Origin of the sequence: Azomonas macrocytogenes, assembly GCF_014191985.1 — a bacterium.
GTDB lineage: Bacteria > Pseudomonadota > Gammaproteobacteria > Pseudomonadales > Pseudomonadaceae > Azomonas > Azomonas macrocytogenes.
Window position 1 is genome coordinate 1 of sequence record NZ_JACHXI010000030.1, and the last position, 20,365, is coordinate 20,365.

21 protein-coding genes and 3 pseudogenes are annotated in these 20,365 nt (G+C 54.9%); 8 read left to right on the forward strand and 16 right to left on the reverse strand.

All coding sequences use genetic code 11. The annotated features are described in order from the left end of the window. Positions 1–375: 375 nt before the first annotated feature. The 3 genes and pseudogenes from FHR87_RS17665 to FHR87_RS17675 all read left to right on the forward strand — a co-directional run. The gene (locus tag FHR87_RS17665) at positions 376–1,542 is read left to right on the forward strand and encodes an ATP-binding protein (protein ID WP_183168104.1); all 1,167 of its coding nucleotides are present in this window, start codon (positions 376–378) and stop codon (positions 1,540–1,542) included. Between the two features lie 338 nt (positions 1,543–1,880). Then, positions 1,881–2,330: a hypothetical protein gene (locus FHR87_RS17670; protein WP_183168105.1), complete on the forward strand. Its 450-nt coding sequence runs from the start codon at positions 1,881–1,883 to the stop codon at positions 2,328–2,330. An 89-nt stretch (positions 2,331–2,419) separates the two neighbouring features. Then, positions 2,420–2,931: pseudogene (locus FHR87_RS17675) on the forward strand (transposase); the annotation flags it as partial. A gap of 32 nt (positions 2,932–2,963) precedes the next feature. On the opposite strand, the pseudogene FHR87_RS17680 reads toward FHR87_RS17675, so the two are convergent. The 3 genes and pseudogenes from FHR87_RS17680 to FHR87_RS17690 form a co-directional block, all read right to left on the reverse strand. Then, a pseudogene (locus tag FHR87_RS17680) lies at positions 2,964–3,702 on the reverse strand (reverse transcriptase domain-containing protein); the annotation flags it as partial. A 64-nt stretch (positions 3,703–3,766) separates the two neighbouring features. Continuing rightward, positions 3,767–4,252 carry a glutathione peroxidase gene (locus FHR87_RS17685; protein ID WP_183168106.1) on the reverse strand — a complete coding sequence of 162 codons (486 nt, stop codon included), beginning with the start codon at positions 4,250–4,252 and terminating at the stop codon, positions 3,767–3,769. 135 nt (positions 4,253–4,387) lie between these two features. Continuing rightward, positions 4,388–4,489: pseudogene (locus tag FHR87_RS17690) on the reverse strand (IS110 family transposase); the annotation flags it as partial. Positions 4,490–5,044: 555 nt separating this feature from the next. Here FHR87_RS17690 and FHR87_RS19735 point away from each other — a divergent pair. Further along, positions 5,045–5,410, forward strand: a complete 366-nt coding sequence (locus tag FHR87_RS19735) for a toxin-antitoxin system TumE family protein (protein WP_476693175.1) — start codon at positions 5,045–5,047, stop codon at positions 5,408–5,410. After that, complete coding sequence (locus FHR87_RS17695; protein WP_183168107.1) at positions 5,410–5,754, forward strand: hypothetical protein; 345 nt, start codon at positions 5,410–5,412, stop codon at positions 5,752–5,754. Before FHR87_RS19735 ends, FHR87_RS17695 begins: the two co-directional genes overlap by 1 nt. 93 nt (positions 5,755–5,847) lie before the next feature. Here FHR87_RS17695 and FHR87_RS17700 read toward each other — a convergent pair whose 3' ends face one another. From FHR87_RS17700 to mobH, 4 genes are read right to left on the reverse strand one after another with little or no spacing between them, the layout of a single operon-like run. Next, positions 5,848–6,477, reverse strand: coding sequence for an IncC plasmid conjugative DNA transfer DtrJ family protein (locus FHR87_RS17700; RefSeq protein ID WP_183168108.1), 630 nt, complete (start codon positions 6,475–6,477; stop codon positions 5,848–5,850). Further along, complete coding sequence (locus FHR87_RS17705) at positions 6,434–6,973, reverse strand: hypothetical protein (RefSeq protein ID WP_183168109.1); 540 nt, start codon at positions 6,971–6,973, stop codon at positions 6,434–6,436. Before FHR87_RS17705 ends, FHR87_RS17700 begins: the two co-directional genes overlap by 44 nt. Before the next feature lie 29 nt (positions 6,974–7,002). Then, positions 7,003–8,847 carry a conjugative transfer system coupling protein TraD gene (gene traD, locus FHR87_RS17710; RefSeq protein ID WP_221189912.1) on the reverse strand — a complete coding sequence of 615 codons (1,845 nt, stop codon included), beginning with the start codon at positions 8,845–8,847 and terminating at the stop codon, positions 7,003–7,005. Next, on the reverse strand, positions 8,848–11,721 hold the full coding sequence (mobH, locus tag FHR87_RS17715) for a MobH family relaxase (RefSeq protein WP_183168110.1): 2,874 nt from the start codon (positions 11,719–11,721) through the stop codon (positions 8,848–8,850). A 165-nt stretch (positions 11,722–11,886) separates the two neighbouring features. Here mobH and FHR87_RS17720 point away from each other — a divergent pair, with 165 nt between their 5' ends. The 3 genes from FHR87_RS17720 to FHR87_RS17730 are packed head-to-tail and all read left to right on the forward strand — an operon-like array spanning position 11,887 to position 13,677. Continuing rightward, positions 11,887–12,507 carry a hypothetical protein gene (locus FHR87_RS17720; protein ID WP_183168111.1) on the forward strand — a complete coding sequence of 207 codons (621 nt, stop codon included), beginning with the start codon at positions 11,887–11,889 and terminating at the stop codon, positions 12,505–12,507. A gap of 59 nt (positions 12,508–12,566) precedes the next feature. Further along, positions 12,567–12,947 (forward strand): AbrB/MazE/SpoVT family DNA-binding domain-containing protein, encoded by a 381-nt coding sequence (locus FHR87_RS17725; RefSeq protein WP_183168112.1) that lies wholly within the window; start codon positions 12,567–12,569, stop codon positions 12,945–12,947. 4 nt (positions 12,948–12,951) lie between these two features. Beyond that, positions 12,952–13,677, forward strand: a complete 726-nt coding sequence (locus FHR87_RS17730) for a hypothetical protein (RefSeq protein WP_183168113.1) — start codon at positions 12,952–12,954, stop codon at positions 13,675–13,677. Positions 13,678–14,371: 694 nt separating this feature from the next. On the opposite strand, the gene FHR87_RS17735 is transcribed toward FHR87_RS17730, so the two are convergent. From FHR87_RS17735 to FHR87_RS17775, 9 genes are all read right to left on the reverse strand, one after another. After that, a complete protein-coding gene (locus tag FHR87_RS17735; protein ID WP_183168114.1) occupies positions 14,372–14,782 on the reverse strand; it encodes a PIN domain-containing protein in 411 nt (136 codons plus the stop codon). Next, on the reverse strand, positions 14,779–15,009 hold the full coding sequence (gene vapB / locus FHR87_RS17740; RefSeq protein WP_183168115.1) for a type II toxin-antitoxin system VapB family antitoxin: 231 nt from the start codon (positions 15,007–15,009) through the stop codon (positions 14,779–14,781). Before vapB ends, FHR87_RS17735 begins: the two co-directional genes overlap by 4 nt. A gap of 379 nt (positions 15,010–15,388) precedes the next feature. Next, positions 15,389–15,832, reverse strand: a complete 444-nt coding sequence (locus FHR87_RS17745) for a hypothetical protein (RefSeq protein ID WP_183168116.1) — start codon at positions 15,830–15,832, stop codon at positions 15,389–15,391. A 99-nt stretch (positions 15,833–15,931) separates the two neighbouring features. Next, entirely contained in the window at positions 15,932–16,186 is a 255-nt protein-coding gene (locus FHR87_RS17750) for a PapB/FocB family fimbrial expression transcriptional regulator (RefSeq protein WP_183168117.1), read from the reverse strand. Then, positions 16,186–16,371, reverse strand: a complete 186-nt coding sequence (locus tag FHR87_RS19350) for a hypothetical protein (protein WP_246336093.1) — start codon at positions 16,369–16,371, stop codon at positions 16,186–16,188. Before FHR87_RS19350 ends, FHR87_RS17750 begins: the two co-directional genes overlap by 1 nt. Before the next feature lie 111 nt (positions 16,372–16,482). Next, the gene (locus tag FHR87_RS17760) at positions 16,483–17,316 is read right to left on the reverse strand and encodes a DsbA family protein (RefSeq protein WP_183168118.1); all 834 of its coding nucleotides are present in this window, start codon (positions 17,314–17,316) and stop codon (positions 16,483–16,485) included. Between the two features lie 88 nt (positions 17,317–17,404). Next, positions 17,405–17,854, reverse strand: coding sequence for a PD-(D/E)XK nuclease family protein (locus FHR87_RS17765; protein WP_183168119.1), 450 nt, complete (start codon positions 17,852–17,854; stop codon positions 17,405–17,407). 23 nt (positions 17,855–17,877) lie between these two features. Then, the gene (locus FHR87_RS17770) at positions 17,878–18,351 is read right to left on the reverse strand and encodes a hypothetical protein (protein ID WP_221189913.1); all 474 of its coding nucleotides are present in this window, start codon (positions 18,349–18,351) and stop codon (positions 17,878–17,880) included. A 304-nt stretch (positions 18,352–18,655) separates the two neighbouring features. After that, positions 18,656–19,030 (reverse strand): hypothetical protein, encoded by a 375-nt coding sequence (locus tag FHR87_RS17775; RefSeq protein WP_183168120.1) that lies wholly within the window; start codon positions 19,028–19,030, stop codon positions 18,656–18,658. Between the last annotated feature and the right edge of the window lie 1,335 nt (positions 19,031–20,365).

Below are 20,365 nucleotides of genomic sequence, written 5' to 3' on the forward strand. Positions count from 1 at the left end.
CTCACGCAAAGCCCTTCGTGTGGACCAAGACAGCCGATGAAATCCTGACCTCGGTCGCCTCTTTCTGCAAACGAATTTCTAACTCACACTACTAGGCACAAGCTGCATGGCCTTTGTCTGGCTTAGGACTGCCGATTCCGCTCGACCAGCGCGACCGTCGAGTGATCAGAGTTCGGTTGCCCGATTCCCAACTTGGCCCTCGGCTACCTGAGCGGCCCCAGCATACTCGTCGCCGCCATGCGCTTCATTATCGCCAAGCACTGCCCCGCCCCTCGCAGTCGGCGCCAGCCCAAATGGGCAACCAGGCGCCGGATTATACCAATTCTATCCGCAGAGGTATAATCTATAGTTACTGAGATAATCGAGGATAATCCCATGAATCCGTCACGCCCGATCTTCCGGCGTAAGGCACTGGCCGAGGCGCTGGTGCGCGACCTGGCCGGCGAGTCCTTCGCTGACTATAGCTCGGGGATGTTCCTGGCCGCCCCCCGCCGTACCGGCAAGAGCACCTTCCTCAGTAATGACCTGATTCCCGAATGTCTGGAGCGAGGATGGCTGCCGGTCTACATCGATCTCTGGGTGAACCGAGACATTGACCCCGCTGTGCTAATCGCTGGCGCCATCGGTACAGCTCTGGGCGAGTACGAGAGCGCCCTGAGCAAAGCGGCCAAGAAAGCAGGCATCGAGAAGATCAACCTGCTCCGAACCCTAAGTTGGGATTTCACCAAGTCCCAGCTCCCGGCTGGAACAACGCTCGCCAAGGCCCTCGAAGTGCTGCATGAGGTCTCGGGCAAGCTGGTCGTTCTGATCATCGACGAGGCCCAACACTCGCTCAACAGCGAAAGCGGCCTCAACACGATGTTCGCGCTAAAGGCTGCGCGTGACCACCTGAACCGTGGGAAGCATCCAGATGGCCTACGGCTGGTCTTTACCGGATCGAGCCGCGACAAGTTGGCGAATCTCGTTCTCAAGAGCAAACAGCCCTTCTACGGGGCGAGCATCACGCCGTTTCCGCTGCTGGGGGATGACTTCGTGACGTTCGTCGCTGAAGTCTGGAACTCACGACTCGCAGCGACCAACCAGTTCCACGATGAGGACATTGAGTTTGCCTTCCAGCTCGTCGGGCGACGCCCCGAAATGCTCAACAAGCTGCTGACCGAGGTGAGCGTCGGCCTGGGCGAGGCAAGCAACCTGGGCGAGCTTCTGCGAACCGGCGCCCTCAATCACCAAGCCGGGGTTTGGAGCGACTACGAAAGCGCCTACAACGACCTCTCCGCTCTGCAACAGGCGGTACTGGAAGTCATGGCCGAGTGTGCAATCAACAAGCAGCCGTTCTCGCCCTTCACTGAGCAGACATTCCAGGCAGTGAACCGCAAACTGGAACTGGCCGGAAACGAGGCGAACGCCAGCACGCCGAACGTCCAAAAAGCACTCGATGTACTTCGGGAGAAGGAGCTGATCTGGAGGGCCAACCGAGGCGAGTACGCACTGGAGGACTCGTCGATGGCTGAATGGCTGACTAGAAGCAAGCAGGGTGCGTGATCTTTCTGTCCAGGCGACGGGCACCCAGCCCTTCAATTGCCACTCCTAAACAGGAGAAATGAGGTAGAGCGCATGGAAACCCTACAGGACCGCTACAATATCTACGTCCACTATGCGGCGTCGCTCGGTTGGACGATCAAGACCTTCGACGAATGGCTTCATAGCTAGCGCTGGCTGCGTGACAGCACCGGAACCAACCCATGCTGAAGAAGCCCGCGAATGCGGGTTTCTTCGTTGTGCGCCCAGCATGGGCGCGATCTTAGAGGTGGAAGTCGCCGATGACACACGCTTTGGGTGGAGATACTGGACTCATCCAAACTGCAGTCCGAGGACAAGCCATGCAGACCGACCGCTTCCAGCTCCGCAAAAGTGAAAGCCCGCTAAAGCCCTGGGTGATCGTCGACATCCACTCCCCCAAGCAGGAAGACCCTGTGCTGTATCGCTTCACCAGCAAGCGCCAGGCCAATGCGTTCATGGGCATGCTGCTGGCCGTGACTGTGCAGCGACCGACCAACCCACACAAGTACATCGCCGGGGAATGGTGCCACTTCTTCCCTGGAGACAAGCATGAGCGCTTGGCTCGCGCGGTGCTCGATGCCCATGCAAGGAAGTTGGCTTTCCTGCAGGTGCTGGAGAATCGCGCCATCCGTGACAGCTATCACCAACCGACCAGCGTCGAGTTCGACAACCTGCAGGACTCGCTCGTCAACGCCAACGGCAAGCTGTTCGACGACCCTATGGCCTTCGGGCTGTATGGAACCGATGACCTGCCCGCCTGGGCAATCTGAGGATTCTCCAGATCGCAGATTCGGGGGCGAGGAAGTTGCACTCATAGGTGGGCGCTGGTGCCCAAGGTGCTCGATGAGCGTTGGCACCACTGGCCGACAAGCGCACGGCCCAGCCCAGCGCCGTGATCCTCGACAGCTGTACCCTGCAGTCGACCCCGGAAAGCGGCGCACGGGCCAGCTATGACGGAGCCAAACGCCGCAAGGGCATGGCGGTGGATACGCTGGGGCAGTTGCTCGCCCTGCGGGTGACGCCCACCAACGAACAGGACCGGCAGCTTTCGCCGAGCAAGTGCAGCGGGTGACCGGTGAGGTGGTGAAGGTTGCCTTTGTCGACCAGGGCTACAGCGGCGAGTCGGCGGCCCGACAGGCAGAGGCGCATGGCATCCAACTGGAAGTGATCAAGCATACGCAGGCGAAGAAGGGCTTCCTCCTGCTGCCGCGGCGTTGGGTGGTCGAACGCAGCTTCGGCTGGATGGCCCGCTTTCGAAGGCTGAGTCGGGACTCCGAGCGCCTGGCCTCGACGCTGGCAGGGTTTCACTTCATTGCCTTTGTTGGCCTGATGTTGCCGACCGCTATCAAGGCCTTGGCAGTACCAGGCTGATCAAAAAATGAACGGGTTAATAACAGGCTCTTAGCCAGTTCCAGGCCTCGAAGGACCAGAAACTGCTCAACCCACGGACGCACTTCCTTCTCTAATACCTCTGGAGAGTCTGCGGTGATGACAAAGTCATCGGCGTATCGAACCACGTTGACCTTCAACCGTCCTGATCGTTTGATGCCCAGGTGCTTCTTGAGCTGCGACTCCAGTCCGTCCAGGGTCAGATTGGCCAGTGTCGGGGAAATGACTCCTCCTTGTGGCGTCCCTTCCTCTGTTGCCTGGAGCATCCCCTTATTCACGACCCCAGCGTTCAACCACTTCTTCAACACATCCGTGTCCATGGGTACGTGTCGCAGTAGCCATGTGTGGTTGATATGATCGAAACAACCCCTGATGTCCGCCTCCAGAACCCAGCGCGACGAGCGCTTCCGGCACAGGCAACCGTAGAGCTGCCTCATGGCATCAGCAGTCGATCGTTCCATAGCTATTGGGATCGCCAACAGTTTCTGCTACAGGTGACAGAGCCATCAGGTAGAGCGCTTGCATGGCACGATCTCGCATCGTTGGAATTCCCAACGGGCGTTGCTTGCCATTCGCTTTGGGGATGAACACCCGCCGAAGCGATAATGCCCGGTACCTCCGACGCTCCAGATCATGCGCGGCATTCCACTTCGATTGCGGTGTGGTCCAGCGCTTACCATCCACACCGGCTGTCTTGTTTCCTCGGTTCTCCGTTACACGTCGGACGGCCAGAAGTTTGGCCGAGGTCGGGCGCCCCGCTGATACACCGCTGGCTAGTTGTCAGGTTGCAGCGAGGTCAGCTTCGGTGAAAGTCCACTCATTTGAGCACCGCTTCGATCTCGACTTTCAGCTCCTCTGGTTTGGTGGTTGGTGCGAAGCGCTTGATCGTTTTACTCTCGACATCGACTAGAAATTTGGTGAAGTTCCACTTGATACTCTGGCTACCAAGTAGGCCTGGTGCACGCTTTTTCAGCTCGACGTAGAGCGGATGGGCACCTGCGCCATTGACCTCGATCTTCTTGAACAGCGGAAAGCTGACGCCGAAATTCAGCTCGCAGAACTGGCTAATGGAGCCTTCATCGCTCGGCTCTTGCTTGCCGAACTGGTTGCAGGGAAAGCCCAGTACCACTAGGCCACGGTCTTTATACTGCTGCCACAGGGCTTCTAGGCCCTGGTATTGGGGCGTGAAACCACATTTGCTGGCGGTGTTGACCACCAGCAGTACCCTGGCACCGAAGTCAGCAAGGATTTTCTGCTCACCCTTGATGGTGGTAACGGGAATGTCGAGAAGCAAATCGGCCATGGTGGTAGTCCCTAAAAGGTGAGGAATGGCCTGAAATATAGCTAACGATCAAATTGTACACCGTTCAAATAGTGGGAAATCCTTTCCGTATAATTCCCATGACGCTCACTATTCGCGCGGGGTGATGCCTAGCTAGGCACTGAGTTGGCGGCCATTGGCAAAGCGCTCGGGTTGGCCAACCGCTACCTTTAACGCACTGGCGATCAGTATATCGATACCGCTGACCGCTTTAACTTTAGTGCAGCGTGAAAAACCCCGACCCGCAGGTCGAGGGAGTGGATTAAATCCGCTTCTGCATATTCCCGGTCGCCAGTCCCATCAGTATGCAAACGACCATCAATACAAGGGGAATAATCGTCGGATCAATGGCCACCGGCAGGAAGAAACCAATGCTGTGTTTGCCGGTCTGGCTGCGGATTTGGCCATTGCCGTCAAAGCGACCAATTCGACGCCAGAAAATAGTGATGATGTCGATCTAAGCTTCACGGCTTGCTCTAGCGACGATGATCATGAGCCAATGGACCCTGATACGCGGAACACGCACGTCGGAAGGTTGGTCGATGTTTTCTTGGAGGCTTGTCCGTCGCTCACAGAGATGCCTAACCCGTTCGATGCTAAAAGCAACGCGCGTCAATTTCGGGATGTTGCTATCGGCGCACTTGATCGCAGTGGCTTGATTGTTCGGCGTCGACTTATCGAAGAACTGCCTTACTTCCTACGAGCAGACTCCAACTGGACTCAGCAACATCTCATCGCACCATTATTGAAAGATGATGCAGCGTCACTGGCATTTTGGCACGCGATTGCGCGACGTACGCACTTTACCAAGGTCCTAGAGATCATCGGCGACGTAATGGCCGAGAAGGCCAACGATCGTCGACTTGGGCGCGAAACTCGACAGAAACTGGTGTTCAGTCTTGTCATAGTGAGTATCTGATCGACGAGAAAGGAAAGCTCCTGACCTACAGCATGGCCTATATAAATCCCAAGGTTTACCCGGGCGACAATGGTCGGGTGGTAGGATACGATAATGCTCATGGGTACCACCATCGACATTACATGGGTGCAATAGAGCCTGTAGATTTCGTCTCGCTGGAAGACACACTGAGGCGATTCGAAACCGATTGGCAGCAATACCTCGAAAAGAGGAAGCGATAATGAGTAAAACCGTACAAGTCGAAACTGAAGATGATTTCTTCGCCCGCATGCGTAAGGTTGCCGGTCAGATTGACCGCCACGAATTTGTTGGTTCATATGAGAACGTTAGCTTCGAAGACGCCGACGAAATGTGTGCCTACGTGGAAAAAGAGGCTCGCCAAGAAGCTGCTAAAGGGGTTATTTGGAAGCCCCGGTCAGCAAAAGGCCAATTCTTGACCGTCAAAGCGCGCAAGGCTCTCTCAACGCCCCGAGAGAACCTTACCGTTTGGAACGGCAAATTGGTTGCTTCGAAAGGAAGCCTCGTCGGTCCTGTTGCTAGGAAGAAAGGCAAAAACCAGGTCTAAGCAGCCCTGGCTTAACTCAGCTCTGGCCGGACTGAACCGGACACCACTGGCATAGAACGCGACAACCCCCGACCCGCAGGTCGGGGGAGTGGATTAAATCCGCTTCTGCATATTCCCGGTCGCCAGTCCCATCAGTATGCAAACGACCATCAATACAAGGGGAATAATTGTCGGATCAATGGCCACCGGCAGGAAGAAACCAATAGCCATGACTCCCACCAGGATCAACGCACCGCGTACGCTGTAGCGATGGATCACCGGACTGACGTAGGCAAAATTAGTCCGTTTGATCTGCCAGGTCATGTAACCGTCATAGAGAGCCGGTATCAGCAGCAACAGCATGTACGGTGCCCAGGTCAGTACCAGCGCGAACCGAGCCAATAGCTGATACACCACGAGCGACAGGGCCTCCAGGCGGTTTTCCACCACTCTGAACCAGCCGCTGCCCATCGTCTTGATGGAGCCGGACGCTTCTCGCTGCTTCTCGGTTGGAATCAGGGTGTAGTACAGGCTGTCATAAACCCCCGAGTCAAACAGTAGTGATTGATGCCACTGGTTGGCTTTCTCCATGAGCATGCCTTGTGCCTCAGCTCCCAGGGTGTGCTCGACATAACCGGCTTCCTTGTGGATGGCTTGCTGCACTACATCACCTGGCAACAGCACCATGATCAACACGATTTCAAGGCAGAGCAGGAATGCTACCAGCCAGAATGGCTTGTTCATTGCTCGCTCTCCTTAAACAAAACTGCAATTTTTCACAGGCAAACAATCCATATAACTGGGCGCGCAGCGAGGCTTCATCATCGCTATCGCTATCGAGTTTGTCCTGTTGATACCAAATGACCTGCTCTTCGTCGAAGCGGACTTTCCAGACGTGCCCTTTCTCATCGGATATTCCATCGATCAATTGTGCTGTCGTGACCGAGATGAGGGTGTCTAGAAACACACTGATGCGGTAGGCATCTTCGTGCTTGAGGTATGGACCATCGAAGATGGTGGTGCCGTACCGCTGCAAGGCTTCTTCGATGACCTGGCACGCCAGCTCGCTGAGCGGCGTGTCCGGGATCTCAGCTGATAAAAAGAACGCGTACACCTGATCGATGATGTCTTTGGCAATGGGCCAGTCCCATTGCAACAAGGACCATAGATAGGCGTTGTTGCGGCCTCGTTGTTTGATGGTTTTCATCAACAGGGTTGCCGATTTCAGTGTTTCAGCCACACTCATTCCTCGCGTGCTTTTGGGTTTATTTAGTGGGTTAAAATGGGCAGGCGACCTTTCAGGATTCGGCCACCGGAAATCTTTGCGACGTATTCAAGGTTGGGCAGCATGCCCAGCAACTGCGGGGGCAGGAGGTCGCCTTCCTCATCCGTCAGGCGCTCGGCCTGGTTGCCACCGTGCATGATCGGCTCATTACCATCGGTGTTTTGCCCCTGCGAGCGCTGCACGGACTTCAGGCGGGTCTTGGGCAGGTTGTCGGTCACGTACTGCTGGGTTTTGTTGTCGGTTACTCGTAAGCAGATCAGGTTGTTGATGTTGCCCAGTACCTGCAGCGCCTTCTCTTCGCTACCGAGGCGAGCGGTGAAATCCGGAATGGTCTGCGTAGCCAGCACCAGGCGAAATTTGGCACCCCGGCCTTTGTTGAGTAGCTGGATCGTCGGATTATTGAGGGCTTGTTCGGCCTCATCGATAAATAGATTGACCGGCTGGTTATCGACGCCATAGTTATAGCGATCACCAGCTACCGAAGTCATATCGGAGAGCAGAATCGAACCGATCGCACTGGCGACCATGCCATCGGTGAGCGAATCGAGGCCGATATAGGCCACTTGCGCCCGGTTGATGATTTGTGCCGAATCGGTGATCAGGCGGGTATCGTGGGTATCGCTTGGATCAGGCGAAAGCATCTTGCCCAGCTCGCCGGAGGTCAGCATGTTCATGATCGGCAGCAGGGTCGCGACCATTTTCGAGAAGTGGGTGGTGTCATGAGAGTGCATGGACAGCAGCCCTTCGAGCTCGATACTCGGGCAGACGGGCTGCACTTCCTGATAGTAGAAGTCCATCAAGGCCTTGCAACGTTGTTCGAGCGTCGTACCCGGCTTGACCCGGGCTAGGAAGGGGGCGGCCTTTTTCTCCCAGTCCGGTAGCGTTTTCTGCGCATAGCTCTCAACACACTGTGAGACCAGACCTGCCGCACCGCTTTCGAGGTAGCGGCGCAGCATCATCAGGTTGGGCCGACTGTTGATGATCAGCAGGCCCTGGGCAATGTTGTTCAAGGATTGCCAGCCAAAGCTGGTAAACGGATCGTTGCCACTTTCGGATGGAATCAACGCGGCCAGCCGACTGGCGATTTCCGTGGCGCGGGAGAAGTTGAACAGCGGATCGATGCGGCACGATTTTTCTGGAAAGCCGGGATGAAACGATACAAAGCGCTCCGGCTGGCCCATGGATTCACAGGCGCGACGGGCATTGTCGCGCATCTCCTTGTCCCCTTTGGGGTCCAGGATAATGACGGCCTCTCCACGTAGAATTGCCTGGGAAATCAGGATATCGAAGGCCCGGGTCTTGCCCGAGCCGGTGGTTCCCAGCAGCAGGGTGTGGCCTTCAGCATGGGCAATCGGCTGATAGAGTTTGTCGTCTTTGGGTTCGACCCCATGAATCCAGGGCTGGCCCATGGGAATGGTCTTGTCCTTGCGCTGCTTATGTATGGCATGGGTGATACTGGAGATGTCCCGCTTCAAGATCTCGAAGACGCGTTGGGCGTGGCGGTTCTCCCACTCGAAGCCATAACCGAGCCAGACATCGTTCGGGTGCCTGGCGATGTTTTTTTTCAGTTGTGCCAGTGAGACAAACTCAAGGGCACGGCCACTCAGACTTTTCTGCAGTCGTTGCAGTTTGAAGGCTTTAGGCAGACGCACCATGGCCATCGTCCCGCACATGGCCGCCATCCAATAGAACGGTTGGGACGGCATCGTGGTGACATGATGGACGCCCAAGGAGGCCATCAAGGCAGCCCCCCAACCGCATGCTGCGCGCATTTCGTAGTTCTTGCGCCACGGCATGTCATAGTGAAGCGCGTCGTATTCGATACCCATTCAATTTACCTTTAGCCATAGTTTTTGCTGTTTCAGATAGAGTCGGGGCCGCTTGGAATTAAGGGTCAATTCCATGCGCAAAGCGGTTTTCCCAAGGTTTTCCGGGGCGTATGCGGCAATCAGGTCCAGGGCTAAGGCGCTGGTCACCCGATACCCGTCCTGCTCGATCACCTCTGAAGCCAACCAGCGGCCTTCCCCACACAGGATCTGATTCTTGAGCTCAGCAATGGCTCTTTCGGTGGTCAGGGTCGCTGGGCGCAGAGCCTCGATTTCACGCGGTTTTTGCTCGACCTTTTTTTCCTGCACGATCCATTGAGTGGCATCTGTTTCAGGATCAGGCTCACCCATTTGCTCAGGTGTATCGTCATGGGCGCTGGGCGATTCCTCGGCCACTGGATCAGGCCTGGCGTCGTGAGATTCAGGTTGCGGTGGTCGTTCACGACGGCGAACCGGGCTTTGTGTCGAGGCAGCAGTCGATGTCACGTCAGTCGAAGGCTTATCGATCGGTGTCTCTGCCAGGAACATGAGTTCGCTTTGTTGCGGCGCTACAGTTACCGGCTGCTCTTGTATGGCAGGTGCCGCTTTTTCAAGTGGTTCGGTTGGTGCTATTTTCTTGCGTTTATTCCGAGCAAGCAGCTCTTCTTCTGTTGCCGAGGTGATAGGTGCCTCGGTCTTCGGTACCGGCACTGCCATGGGATCAAGCGCTTCGGCCGCTTCGTTCAGCGCTTCATCGAGCACGGTTGCCAGCGGAGCGTCCAGCACCAGTGCTTTCACTCCATCGAAATCATGCACTTTCCGGCTAGTCAACACCGGGTCAGCCACAATGGCTCCGGCAGCGAATAGTGTGCCCATTACTTCAGTCGGTTTTCCGAAGCGCTTGGTGCCGGTTGGGTAGGGAATCACCAGCTTGTTCTGTACACGCAGCAACTCCGTACCCAGTGCCACCTCACCCGCGAGAATCGGGTCGATGATGCCTTCAAGGATGGCGGCGGCATCTGGGTAGTGTTGCAGCCATTCGCTTAAGCGTTGGCGGGCGGCTCTTGGCTGGATTTCGTTTGGGGGGTTGTTTGTTGCGACGGCACGGTTAGAAGGCAATGCGTCGCTCTCCCACTCGCTGATTGTCCCGTCAGAACAAAGCGGTTCTGCTTCAGTAGGTTGGCCTGCGCGCTCTTCTGATAGGTCATAGTCGAGGCTTTCGGTGAAATAGGCCGGCGGTGCTGGTAAATCGTCAATGTGTTCCGAAAGAACCGATTGAGCTTGAGTGGCTTCGGGTTCGGCACTGGTCTGTTCAACATCCTGATCTTGCCCGGGCAGAATCGGGGAAGCAGGACTTGGTACCCGCATGTCAGATTCGATCTCGGCTTCTACCTGGGTCACTGCAGAGCCTGGCACTGGATTCAGCTCAGGAACGGGCGCGGAAGTCCGCTTGAGCTCCGCGAGCATGTCGTTGAAATCCAGCGGTCGATTCTTATCCTTCTGTTTGCGGGTGTCAGGCTCATCGACCCAGGCCAGATCCACCGGCTTTGGCGTTGGTGCAGCAGGCTTTGGAGTAGCAGGTGGCGGAGCGGCAGATGTTGAAGCCAGTTTGCTGGGCGGGATGGCGTCTTCCTTACCCGCCTCTGGTTTATCGGGTTCATCACGCTCGCCTGATTCATTCACAATCACGCCGTGCACCGGAGCAGGCGGCTCCGAGGTAAAAATCAGTTCGGGCGACTCCAGGCGCAGCAGCATAAGCGTGATGTCACCGGCCAGCGGCCCTTCCTTGAGCGGGGCCGGCTGAACCTCCCAATACCGGTAGTAGGCTCCTTCATCTTTTCCTTCAATAGGTTTGGGAATGGCGTAGCCGCGTTCGATCAGGATTTCGGCCAGGGTGTCGGGATCACGGGGAATACCGGGCACGCCCGAGCGTTGCACGGCTTCGTATAGCTCGGTGGCACCTTGTTTGAGGGCAATGAATGAGCCCTGGTCGAGGTGCCAGACCTTGGCCCCCGGCACATTGACTTTCCAGACACCGGTATTGATCAAGGTGCGGATGGCATCGAAGAGGTATCGCTCTACCGGTACACCGTAGGTGTGTTCATCCATGCTCATGCGATTTTGCCGCATGTCACGAGCCACGCTCTCGGTGTCGGCCCGCAACATCAACCGGGCCAGCGGCTTGGTCATGCCTACTCCACCGATCGCTTCCATCATGGCTTGGGAGATTTCCGGACCGGGGTCATTGAGGTAGGCCCAGGCCTCGCGAGTCATGAGATGTTGCACCATGATCAGCGAGAATTGCTCATGGCGCTTGTGTCGCTGATCACGCCAGCGCAGGTAATAGCGATCGGCTCCCTGAGTGTTGGCCCATTCCACCAGGGATTCGATGTGGGGGTTCCAGGTGCTGTGACCATCCAGGGTGGTCACGGCCACATCCGACAGTGGCTTGCCGACATCATGCAGCAGGCCGGTCAAGAGTGCGGCAAATCGCCAACGAGGTTCATTGTCTCGTTGCTCACGTGGCGAATGGCCTGTCGCGAAAATGATCGCTCTGGAAGCCTGGGCCGTCCAAAATGCCACTTCCAGTCCATGGCGAAGCAGACCGCCAGCCCCTCGGTGATGATGGGCCTCCGAGGCCGGCAACAGATGAACGAACGCGGCATACCGCTGCAAGACGGGCAGAACCAATCGATCGAAATCAGCGTTTGGGTAACCCGTAGCGCCCCGGATACGTTCAATCAACGGGGACTGAGTGGCCAGTAGTTTATCGACCGGTGCCACAGGCAGCCCTTTGGCAAAAGGTGGATAACGCGGAATATCGTCATCAAAAGCAGGCGGGCAAGCGACGGGAGCAGGTCCAGCGCCATTCAGGAATTTCTTGAGAAAGCTCAGCATGATGACGGGGTACGGATATCAGTTAGTCACCCGGTACATCGTTACAGATAATTAAAAAAACACTGTCATGCCAAGTTGCCCTTTTTGGGCAACTTCACGTGACAGTGTTTTATTCAATCTTGGGGAGAATAGGCAAACCGCATAAACCACCAAAAGGACCCTGCCTTGAAGCTCCCTTTGAAGCGAATCACTATCCTCGCTCTTGCCAGTCTCGTACTGGCAGGCTGTGCTACCAGCCCTTTGTCTCCGTTCCAAAAGCAGTTCAAAAAACACCCGCCGACACTCGAATGGCTCACCGAGCACGTGCCGGCCTTCAAAAGGCAGGCAGACACGCAACCGACCCCAGACCACATCGCCTTGAGCGATTACATGACCGGGCTGCTGAACGCCAAGCTTAAAGAGCAGGATCTGCTGATGGAGAAATACCAGCGTACCCATCGAGAGCTCTCGCTGGACTGGGACAATAGAGGGCGCGGCGGTGCTGCGCTACGTCAGCCGGGCTACGTGCACACTTTGGGAGGCACCAATCACTTAGATCGTCCGTTGACAGCAGACCTGCCGGTCCAAACCGTCCCTCAACCCGAAAAAACACTGATTGTCTCGTCGTTACAAAAGGCGAACGATATCCAGAAAGGGCAGGGGTATTCGGTCTACGAAATGTCTCGCTGGGAGCGCTACTGCAACCAGGGCAAAGGCATGGACAAAGCCGACTGGGCATTTGTGATTCGTGAGGGTCGTCGTAACGTACCGGTCTCGCTGATGGGTGGGTGTCGCCCGCCCAAATAAGCATAAGAAGCAGCAAATATAACCATACGGGCGATGACGTTTTTTACGAGGTTTACATCATGGCAACACTGATCATTACCCGCGAGGGGCAGGTCACACTTGGATCAGACCTGTTTCAACATCTGGGCATCCAACCGGGGGAAACAATCGAGGTAGACAAGCTGCCCGATGGCCGACTGGAGCTGAAAGCGGCACGACTCCATCACACGCGCTCCCTGGCCGCGCGTGAGGCAGCGCTTGCGCAAGGTTGGCAGACACTCAGAGCGCGGGAGCAGGAAGTGCTTCAAACGCTGGCTGAAATGTTTGCTCGCGTTCACCTGGCTGAACAGCGAGCGACGGATGCCGAGGCCAGAAAGCAGCGGGCCTATGGTGGTTTCGAACGGCTGCGGCGCAAACAGCAGCGCGAGCAGAATCAGAACGCTCGCCTCCTGGCAGACTGAAGCCATGATGACTCTCACGACGACTCCTCAGCTTCTGTCTCCCGATACGGTTCGTGTGTTCTGGGACGTGGGGCTAAAACGCAACGGGATTCTTGATTTGACCTTGGGGCTCAATACTCAGGAATCCGAGCTCGTTGCCGAGCTGTGCGCCATGCGCTATTTGCTTCTGGAGCGCCAGGTGTTCAATAGAAAGCCGAGCAGCGGAAAAGGGATCAAATTGCGCGTCTCTACTGGCGCGATCCGCAAGCTGATGCTGGGCAAATCCACCAAGCGTGAGGCGCTTCCCTACGCGCAGTTTCTTGGGTCATGTATGGCCGGGGCTGAATTTGAGGTCCAACGCAACATGGACTTCAAGGCCAGTGCGGATGATCCGCAAGCGAATATCGAGTCGCTTTATATCGACCCTGCGGTGTATGGAACGCCGCATCTGGCGTTCGATACGCCCGCCATTGGGCAAATTTTCGTCACCGTGCATGCGGTACAACAATACGTCGAACGCAATATCTCCGGCGAGCTCACCAGGCCTCTGTCCTCATTGGTACGGCGCCTTCAACATCCTGGACTTTGCCTGCGACCCATCCCGGAAAAAGTACTCAGGCATAAGGCGCACAAATACGGCTCGAGCAGCAATATCGAAGCCTGGGGGCACACGACGTCGTGTTTCACCTACTTGTTTCTAGTCGACGGAGCCAAACGCACCCTGGTGACCGTCTTCAGGCGAATGGGCTAACGGGGTAGAACCCTTTCACTGTGATCGCCTTCGTGTGTTACCGCTTCCTTGGTCATCATCCTGATGATGCTGCGTCCTGCAACATTCCTTGGCGTTCACTTCTAGCCACTAGCCTCGGTCCTTTGAGGCTGTTGTAGTCACTATAGCGAGGCAGCCAGCCTCAGCAAATAAGCTAAACGCTTCGCGTCGTGTAAGCCTTTTCTGACAAATCAGTTTTCTATCCAGGGCGACAGGCTATTCCCACGTTGTCCCAATGCTGTGCTAGGTCCAAAGGTTTGGTCCAGCCTATTCCAAGGGTTGATTTTCGCCCTTCCCAGCCTGTATCAAATGCCGCCCAAGTTCGATTGCCTGCTCGTGCGTTAAAAGTATCTCGCTTGGACCAAGCCAGAGCGACACGAACTCTTCGTCATTTGTTATCCGCACGGTAAACGGTCCTGTAATGTCTCCGTCGAAACTACCTATAACTTGATATTTGTAGGCATTACCAGGTCCAACTGGTCGAAGTTTATTGGATTTACTCATACTCGGCGGCACTCAAAACCGAGCCCATCAGGTGAGGCGTAACCCCTGGGATAGCGTCACAGATCTGAGTGGATACTTTTTCGCTTGCTTTCATGGTTTTCCCTTGATCCGTAAGTCTTTGAAAGGGCTTGTGATCTTGCTCTTTTCGCTGCACCTGGCGGCGCATTTCCTCCTAAACCCAGTCTTCGTATAACAGACCAGGTACACGGCCAAATTCACGAACATTGTTTGTCACAAGCGTACAGTCAGAAGCTATCGCATGACCTGCGATAGCCGTGTCATTGGGGCCGATTGGCGTGCCTACCTCGGTCAGCGCTCGCATTATTTCAACGGTCGCGTCTACGGCACGTTGATCCCACGGCAACACGGCATCTAGCCGTTTCACGAATTCATCAACCAGCGTTTTATGTTTGGCTGAGGCTTTCTTACCGATTTGGCCGAAACGCATTTCGGCGTAGGTGATGGCAGAAATAACGATTCGATTGTTCTGGCCAACCTCTGCTGCCAGCCGCTGTAAAACCGATTCCGGGAGTTCGCGCATGATGAACGAGCAAATGCAGGTATCAAGCATGTAGGTCGTCACAGATTAAACCTGCCTTCATCACCAACAACTGGTGGGCGCTCTTGAAGAAATTCGGCATCGGCTTTTGGCTCCTCGGCCAGGGACTGCCATGTTGGCCGTACCGGGCGAAGTGTGATTACGTCACCTTCGCGCGTGATTTCCAGCTCACCGACGCCTTCATAGGCCATGTCATTCGGTAATCGAATCGCCTGATTCTTGCCGTTCTTGAAAATAGAGACAGTACGCATTTCAATCCTCCAGCATATGTCTTACATATGCACTATAGCGACGAATCATTACATATGTAAGGCATATGCTCAACATCAAAGCGCAACCTCAAACGCTCGGGCTTGGAATGGTCAAGGGACTGGTGGCCGAGAATGGTTTGCACAGTCTTTACCGAAATGCGCGGAAAGCCCCGTACTTCGCCAGCCTGAACACTCCGCGAAGAAAATACTGAAGGTGATTGCGCATGGTATTCCCTTAACTCTTTGTAGTTGACGAACGTGGAGAAGGAGTCTCCGCGCTCATTGGCCTATTATCGAGCATTGCTGTGGAAGTAAGCCGTCACCGTGGTTCACACACTCTTCCCAGGTGTCGGCATCGGCAAAGGCAGCTTGCCAGCCATCAGACGGCGACCGCAGCCGGGTAATCAACTGGCTCGTCGAAATCTACGTTGTATTGGGCCAGCGGCACCTGGCCGAACCGCTCGGACTCGATTTCATCTGGCATTTCCGAGCCGAACACACTCCAGACGAGGGCCAAGCAATAGCCCTTGAGCGGATCAGCGCAACAGAAGGTTGGGAAAGCCACGACTTCACTGTCGAGCATCTTCTGTGGCAACGTGACAATCCAGTGACCATTCCCAGCGTCTTGGGTGCTTAGGCGCAGGCGTATCACTGCCGACCAGATGTCGGCGACGTTCCGCTGCGGGTTGAAATAGTCACCCTCGTAAACGACCCCGCAGTCCCACTCATCAAATGGAACTCTCAGGTCCTCTCCCTCTTTGCCGCCCATGGCCAACGCTACAAAGAGGTTCAGCAGGTTACCTTGCAGTGCCAGTGTTTTCATTAGTCAATATCCTCAATCTCATAGCCTGCGTCTTCTGCGCTCATTGGCTTGCTTCGATGAGTGTAGTTTACCATAAAAGGTAAACCATAGAAGCCGTTTTTACTCTTTATGGTAAAAATAGCTCAGTCTCTTCGCCCGCGCGCTTTCAGCCAGGATCACCGCCAGGCGTCGTGAGAATTGGCTTTTGTTCACACCATGCTTGGCCCATGCTTCGCTGCCCGTTAGTCCTCCCACGAGGTGGTCACGCAGGGCAGCAATCAGTTCAACGCCCCGAATCGACGTGCCCTCCAGCAGCAGATCGAACTGCTCGGAGTCAACCTGGCCAGGCACCAGGCCGTGATCAACAACTGCCATCAAGGAATTCTCCGTACTATCTCGCCCAGGCGGGCCGGATCACCCGCGCAGAGCCGCTTAACTGCCTCCAGGCTCTCGATGATCCCCTGCAGGACTTCTCCAATCAGTGGTTGATCTTCCTTGGCGAAATCCAACTCGATGGTGAGCGTGGCCTTGATGCGATCCGAGAGTTTTTGATTGTTCAAAAGTCTATTTCCTAGAATTTAGAAATTAACGCCAGTGGTGAGAAGGAAGAACGCCTTTTCACCCAGGGTGCTGCCCATCAAGTTCGTAGTGCGGTCCGTCTGGTTGCTCGCTTAATTGTGCTCGGTATTGCCTTGCTCGCTCAGCTTGCGAATGGCTACCAGTATGGCTTCGGGAGGTTGGGCGCCCCCCAGCAACTGGCTCTGGCCGGTTGTATTGTCCACCACAAAGGTCGCGGGTGTGCCGTTGATGCCAAGCTTTCCTGCCGCAGCTTTGTCCGTTGCAACCTTCACGCTGTACCGGCCAGACGTTATGCATGTATTGAAGCTGGCTTCATCGAGTCCTATGTCTTTGGCCAGATCCACTACGCTATCCACGCCTTGACCTCCGCCGCGCCCTATCCGAAACACCTCACCGATAAATACCCAGAACGCCCGGTTACCGCCCAGTTCAGCGACACATTCACTGGCCATTGCACTCTGATCGGCTGCAGGGTTATGAAAATCGAGTGGTAGATGCTTCCATTCCCAGTTCACCGTGCCTTTGCTGGCATCCACGATGGTTTTCGGGGTGCTGTGAAAGCGCTTGCAGTACGGACATTCCAGGTCGGAGAACTCAACCAGGGTGAACCGCGCCAGGGGATTGCCATACACATGCTTGCCGGTAGTCTTTTCCAGCGCTGCCTGATAGGGAGCGAACTTGGCGTCTACCGCGGCCGACCGTTTCGCTTTTTCGTAAGCCTCGATAAGGCCGGTGATTTTCTGGGCCATGGCCTCATCGGATAGCGAATTCTGCTGATTGACAACAGACGCCTGTAGCGAGCGTACACTCGAGCTCAACTCGCGTAGCTGGTAATACGCGATGGCCACCATCGACATCGTGGCTATTGCGGCCAGTAGCCAGAGTGGTTTCAATCCCTTCAATCCCTGTCCAGTACAGTTGTTCATGGCAATGCGACTTCTCCTAATTAAAGGCCAAAGGATAAGGTCAAGGCCGAATTTAACTGGCATCGCGAAGTGCCCAAAAAGGGCACTATCACCGGGATTTTCGTAATTGTTGGTAGCGTTGCAGAATTTTCTGTTCTGGCATAAGCGTGATGGGGTGATATTTGACGGTTTTACGGGTGTTTGACAAAAACACGACCGTCCTGATGTAGGCCGTATCGAGTACCGTTTTTCGCTGGCTGTATTGCACCAGCAGCCGGTAAAGCGATACCTGAAACACGTCGTCAGGAAAGACCTGGTGCTTCTTGCGGGTCTTGGTATCGACAATGATCAGTTTGCCATCAGGGTTCTTATAGACCTGGTCAACGCGACCTCGTAGTCCAATGGGCCGGCTGATTTCAAGAGCGGTTTCGTTCATGAACAGCACGCAATGGCGCAGCTTGCGTGGCATGTTCTCATCACCGAACCACTTGGCGGCGCCCTCGTCACTTTGTCGGCGGTACTGATCGGCATACGCGATGGCCAGCGGCACCAGCACCATGCCGGTTGCGATTACATAGCCATTCATAGTGAGAGGCCTCTGACCTCTCGCAGATTGATGTCATGTATCTTGCCGTCGCTCATCAGCTCCAGAAGATCCAGGGGAGGGCTTGGCTGCTCCTGTTCCTGCCCATGGTAAAGCAGGCCTGTTCCATCGGGATCAAATACCCCATGCGGAATCTGATCGCAGTCACCCAACCACATACGCAGCCTGAAATCGATTACATATCCGCCTGGCAATTCAATCCAGCAATGCGGATGTATGACTTGCCGGGTCAGTTGATCATCCACATATCCCACCATCCGTTTATGGGTGATGCCTGCATGCGTCAATAAATGGCTGATGATATAGGTCATGCCATCGCATTCAAGTTTGCACTCATCCAGAGGTAAAAGAGCCAACTCCAGCACGAGTAAGGCGTCATATTCGTCATTGTTCGAAACAGACAAGCTAACGTGCGAGGTATCCAGTAACGGCTTTTCAAATTGTCCCATCATGACAACGCTCAAATAAGATAAAAGGGAATATGGCGTATTAATACAAAATAAAACTTTTACTGTATTAATGGATTGAGGCTATGCTAATCAAGAGTTTGATTGTAGCCAGCTGGATCATTCATACCCTAATAAACTTATTTGGCAAGTTTTTTTATTAAAATAGGGAAGGGCATCGATCAAATATTAAAAATAACTTGCCCATGTTAATTAATAGCCTGAATTTCTCGAATAAAATTCAGGCTTTGTTTCGACAGGAGATTTCAATAAAAGTAACGAGCTTTGTCGTGAGATAACAAACAGAACATCAGAGTATTTCAAGATCGGAAATAACTTTCCTGGCAACGATCAGGCTCTGCTTCACACGTGCAAACCCCGCATAGTCTTCCACGTCACCTTTTATGGATTCGACTCTATATTGAGCGGCCCGCATGGTATTCCAGAGAATGCGTAGTACCGGTTCCGTTTGGAACGGCTCTTCGGCTTTGATGAAGTCGCTGAAATCCTGAAAGCTCAGTTCATTCAAACGTTCTGCGAGTGCGAGGGCTTCTTCTTGATTCCTGCAGAGTAGTACCTCGGGCCAATTGGGATCGCCGTCCCAGGCCGGTCCATCGAACTCCGTCATTTTAACGGCGTAGTGGGGCTGGTGATGTGTGTAATTCCTGATAGCCCGCATCCGCATTCCATTGTCCTTTTAGCGCTGTTGAGGGGCACGTGAATTTTACATTGAAAAGATAGATTGTCACGAACGGACAAACTGAAATCCAGTAACAGGTCGTTTCCCTTTAAATCCAGAAATCGCTTTTCGATGGCCTTTCGATGATTGTTCAGTAGGCTGCTGGGCCATATCCCTTGTTCAAGCAATCGCAACATCAACGAGAAGTGGCTTTAACATCACGTTGTCGACATAACGATGATTAGCGACAGCTAGTTGTTTTAAACATTCGAACCTTTGACGGAGCGTTGCCACTCAGGTTCGCAAGCTGCTGAGACGGCTTAAGCCACGCGCCTGCTTGGCGTGTCGCTCTCACGCCGGGGTGTCGTTGTGGCCACTGTTGATCCACCGGCAGATTCGGCGCAGTTGGACGATAAAGCGGTCGGTCAGTGACATGGAGCCGTAATCACCGGCTAAGCCTGTGGCGAAACCGCGCCACCAGTACACCCAGTTATCCTATGTGGTTGGGACTGAAAGCCCATAATGCCTATGCACCTGCGGAGCCTCGAAAACGTCCCTCGCCGCGCGGTCGAAGGCGTCAGCCAGGATGATGGAAAGTGGACGAGCCATCCGCAATTCCTCAGAATGAACTCTCGGGAAGCTAGGCTAATAGAACCGGTCACACTGCACCAACGACCTGATCGATCAGCCGCTTCGCTACCGAAGATAACGGCACGCTCGCGCAACTCGAAGTTCCCCCACTGCTTCTGGGTATCGCGATAAATCCAGCAGATATTTCCCGCCTCGATTCGTTGGGGAGCGAGTAGCCTGCAGACATAGCCCGCGAACGACACCGCCCCATCGGTGACGCTTATCTCCGTACCGAGGTCGACCAGCATGGCCATTGCTTTGCGGTGGTGCTTGTAGACAAAGGCCAACCTTTTGAGGGGGGTCGCATGAACGCGGAAAGTGGCTTTTGGGGTTCAATCCGTCACGACAGAACGTTATCCACAAAATTTGTGGATAAGACTGTTAGCACTTTGGCACAGCCACCATTTCTCTTACGTCAGAGCAATGTGACACTCATTTGTCCAAAGTCCTTCGGTTACCGTTACGCCTGGGTGACTTCGACACACTGAAAGCATCACATACGTTGAGGGTTGAGGGCTGAGGGCTGAGGGCTAAGGGCGAAGAGGCACTTGACTTGCTCCCCGCCGTGAACGACAGGGATTCCTGCTTCAGCGAGGCTTGCCTTACGCCACTTGAACGCTTGGACTTACGGCCTCTCCACAGGCTAACACCGCCAGCCCGGCGGCTTTTATATTACGGGCCGCGTTGATGTCGCGATCATGGTCAATCCCG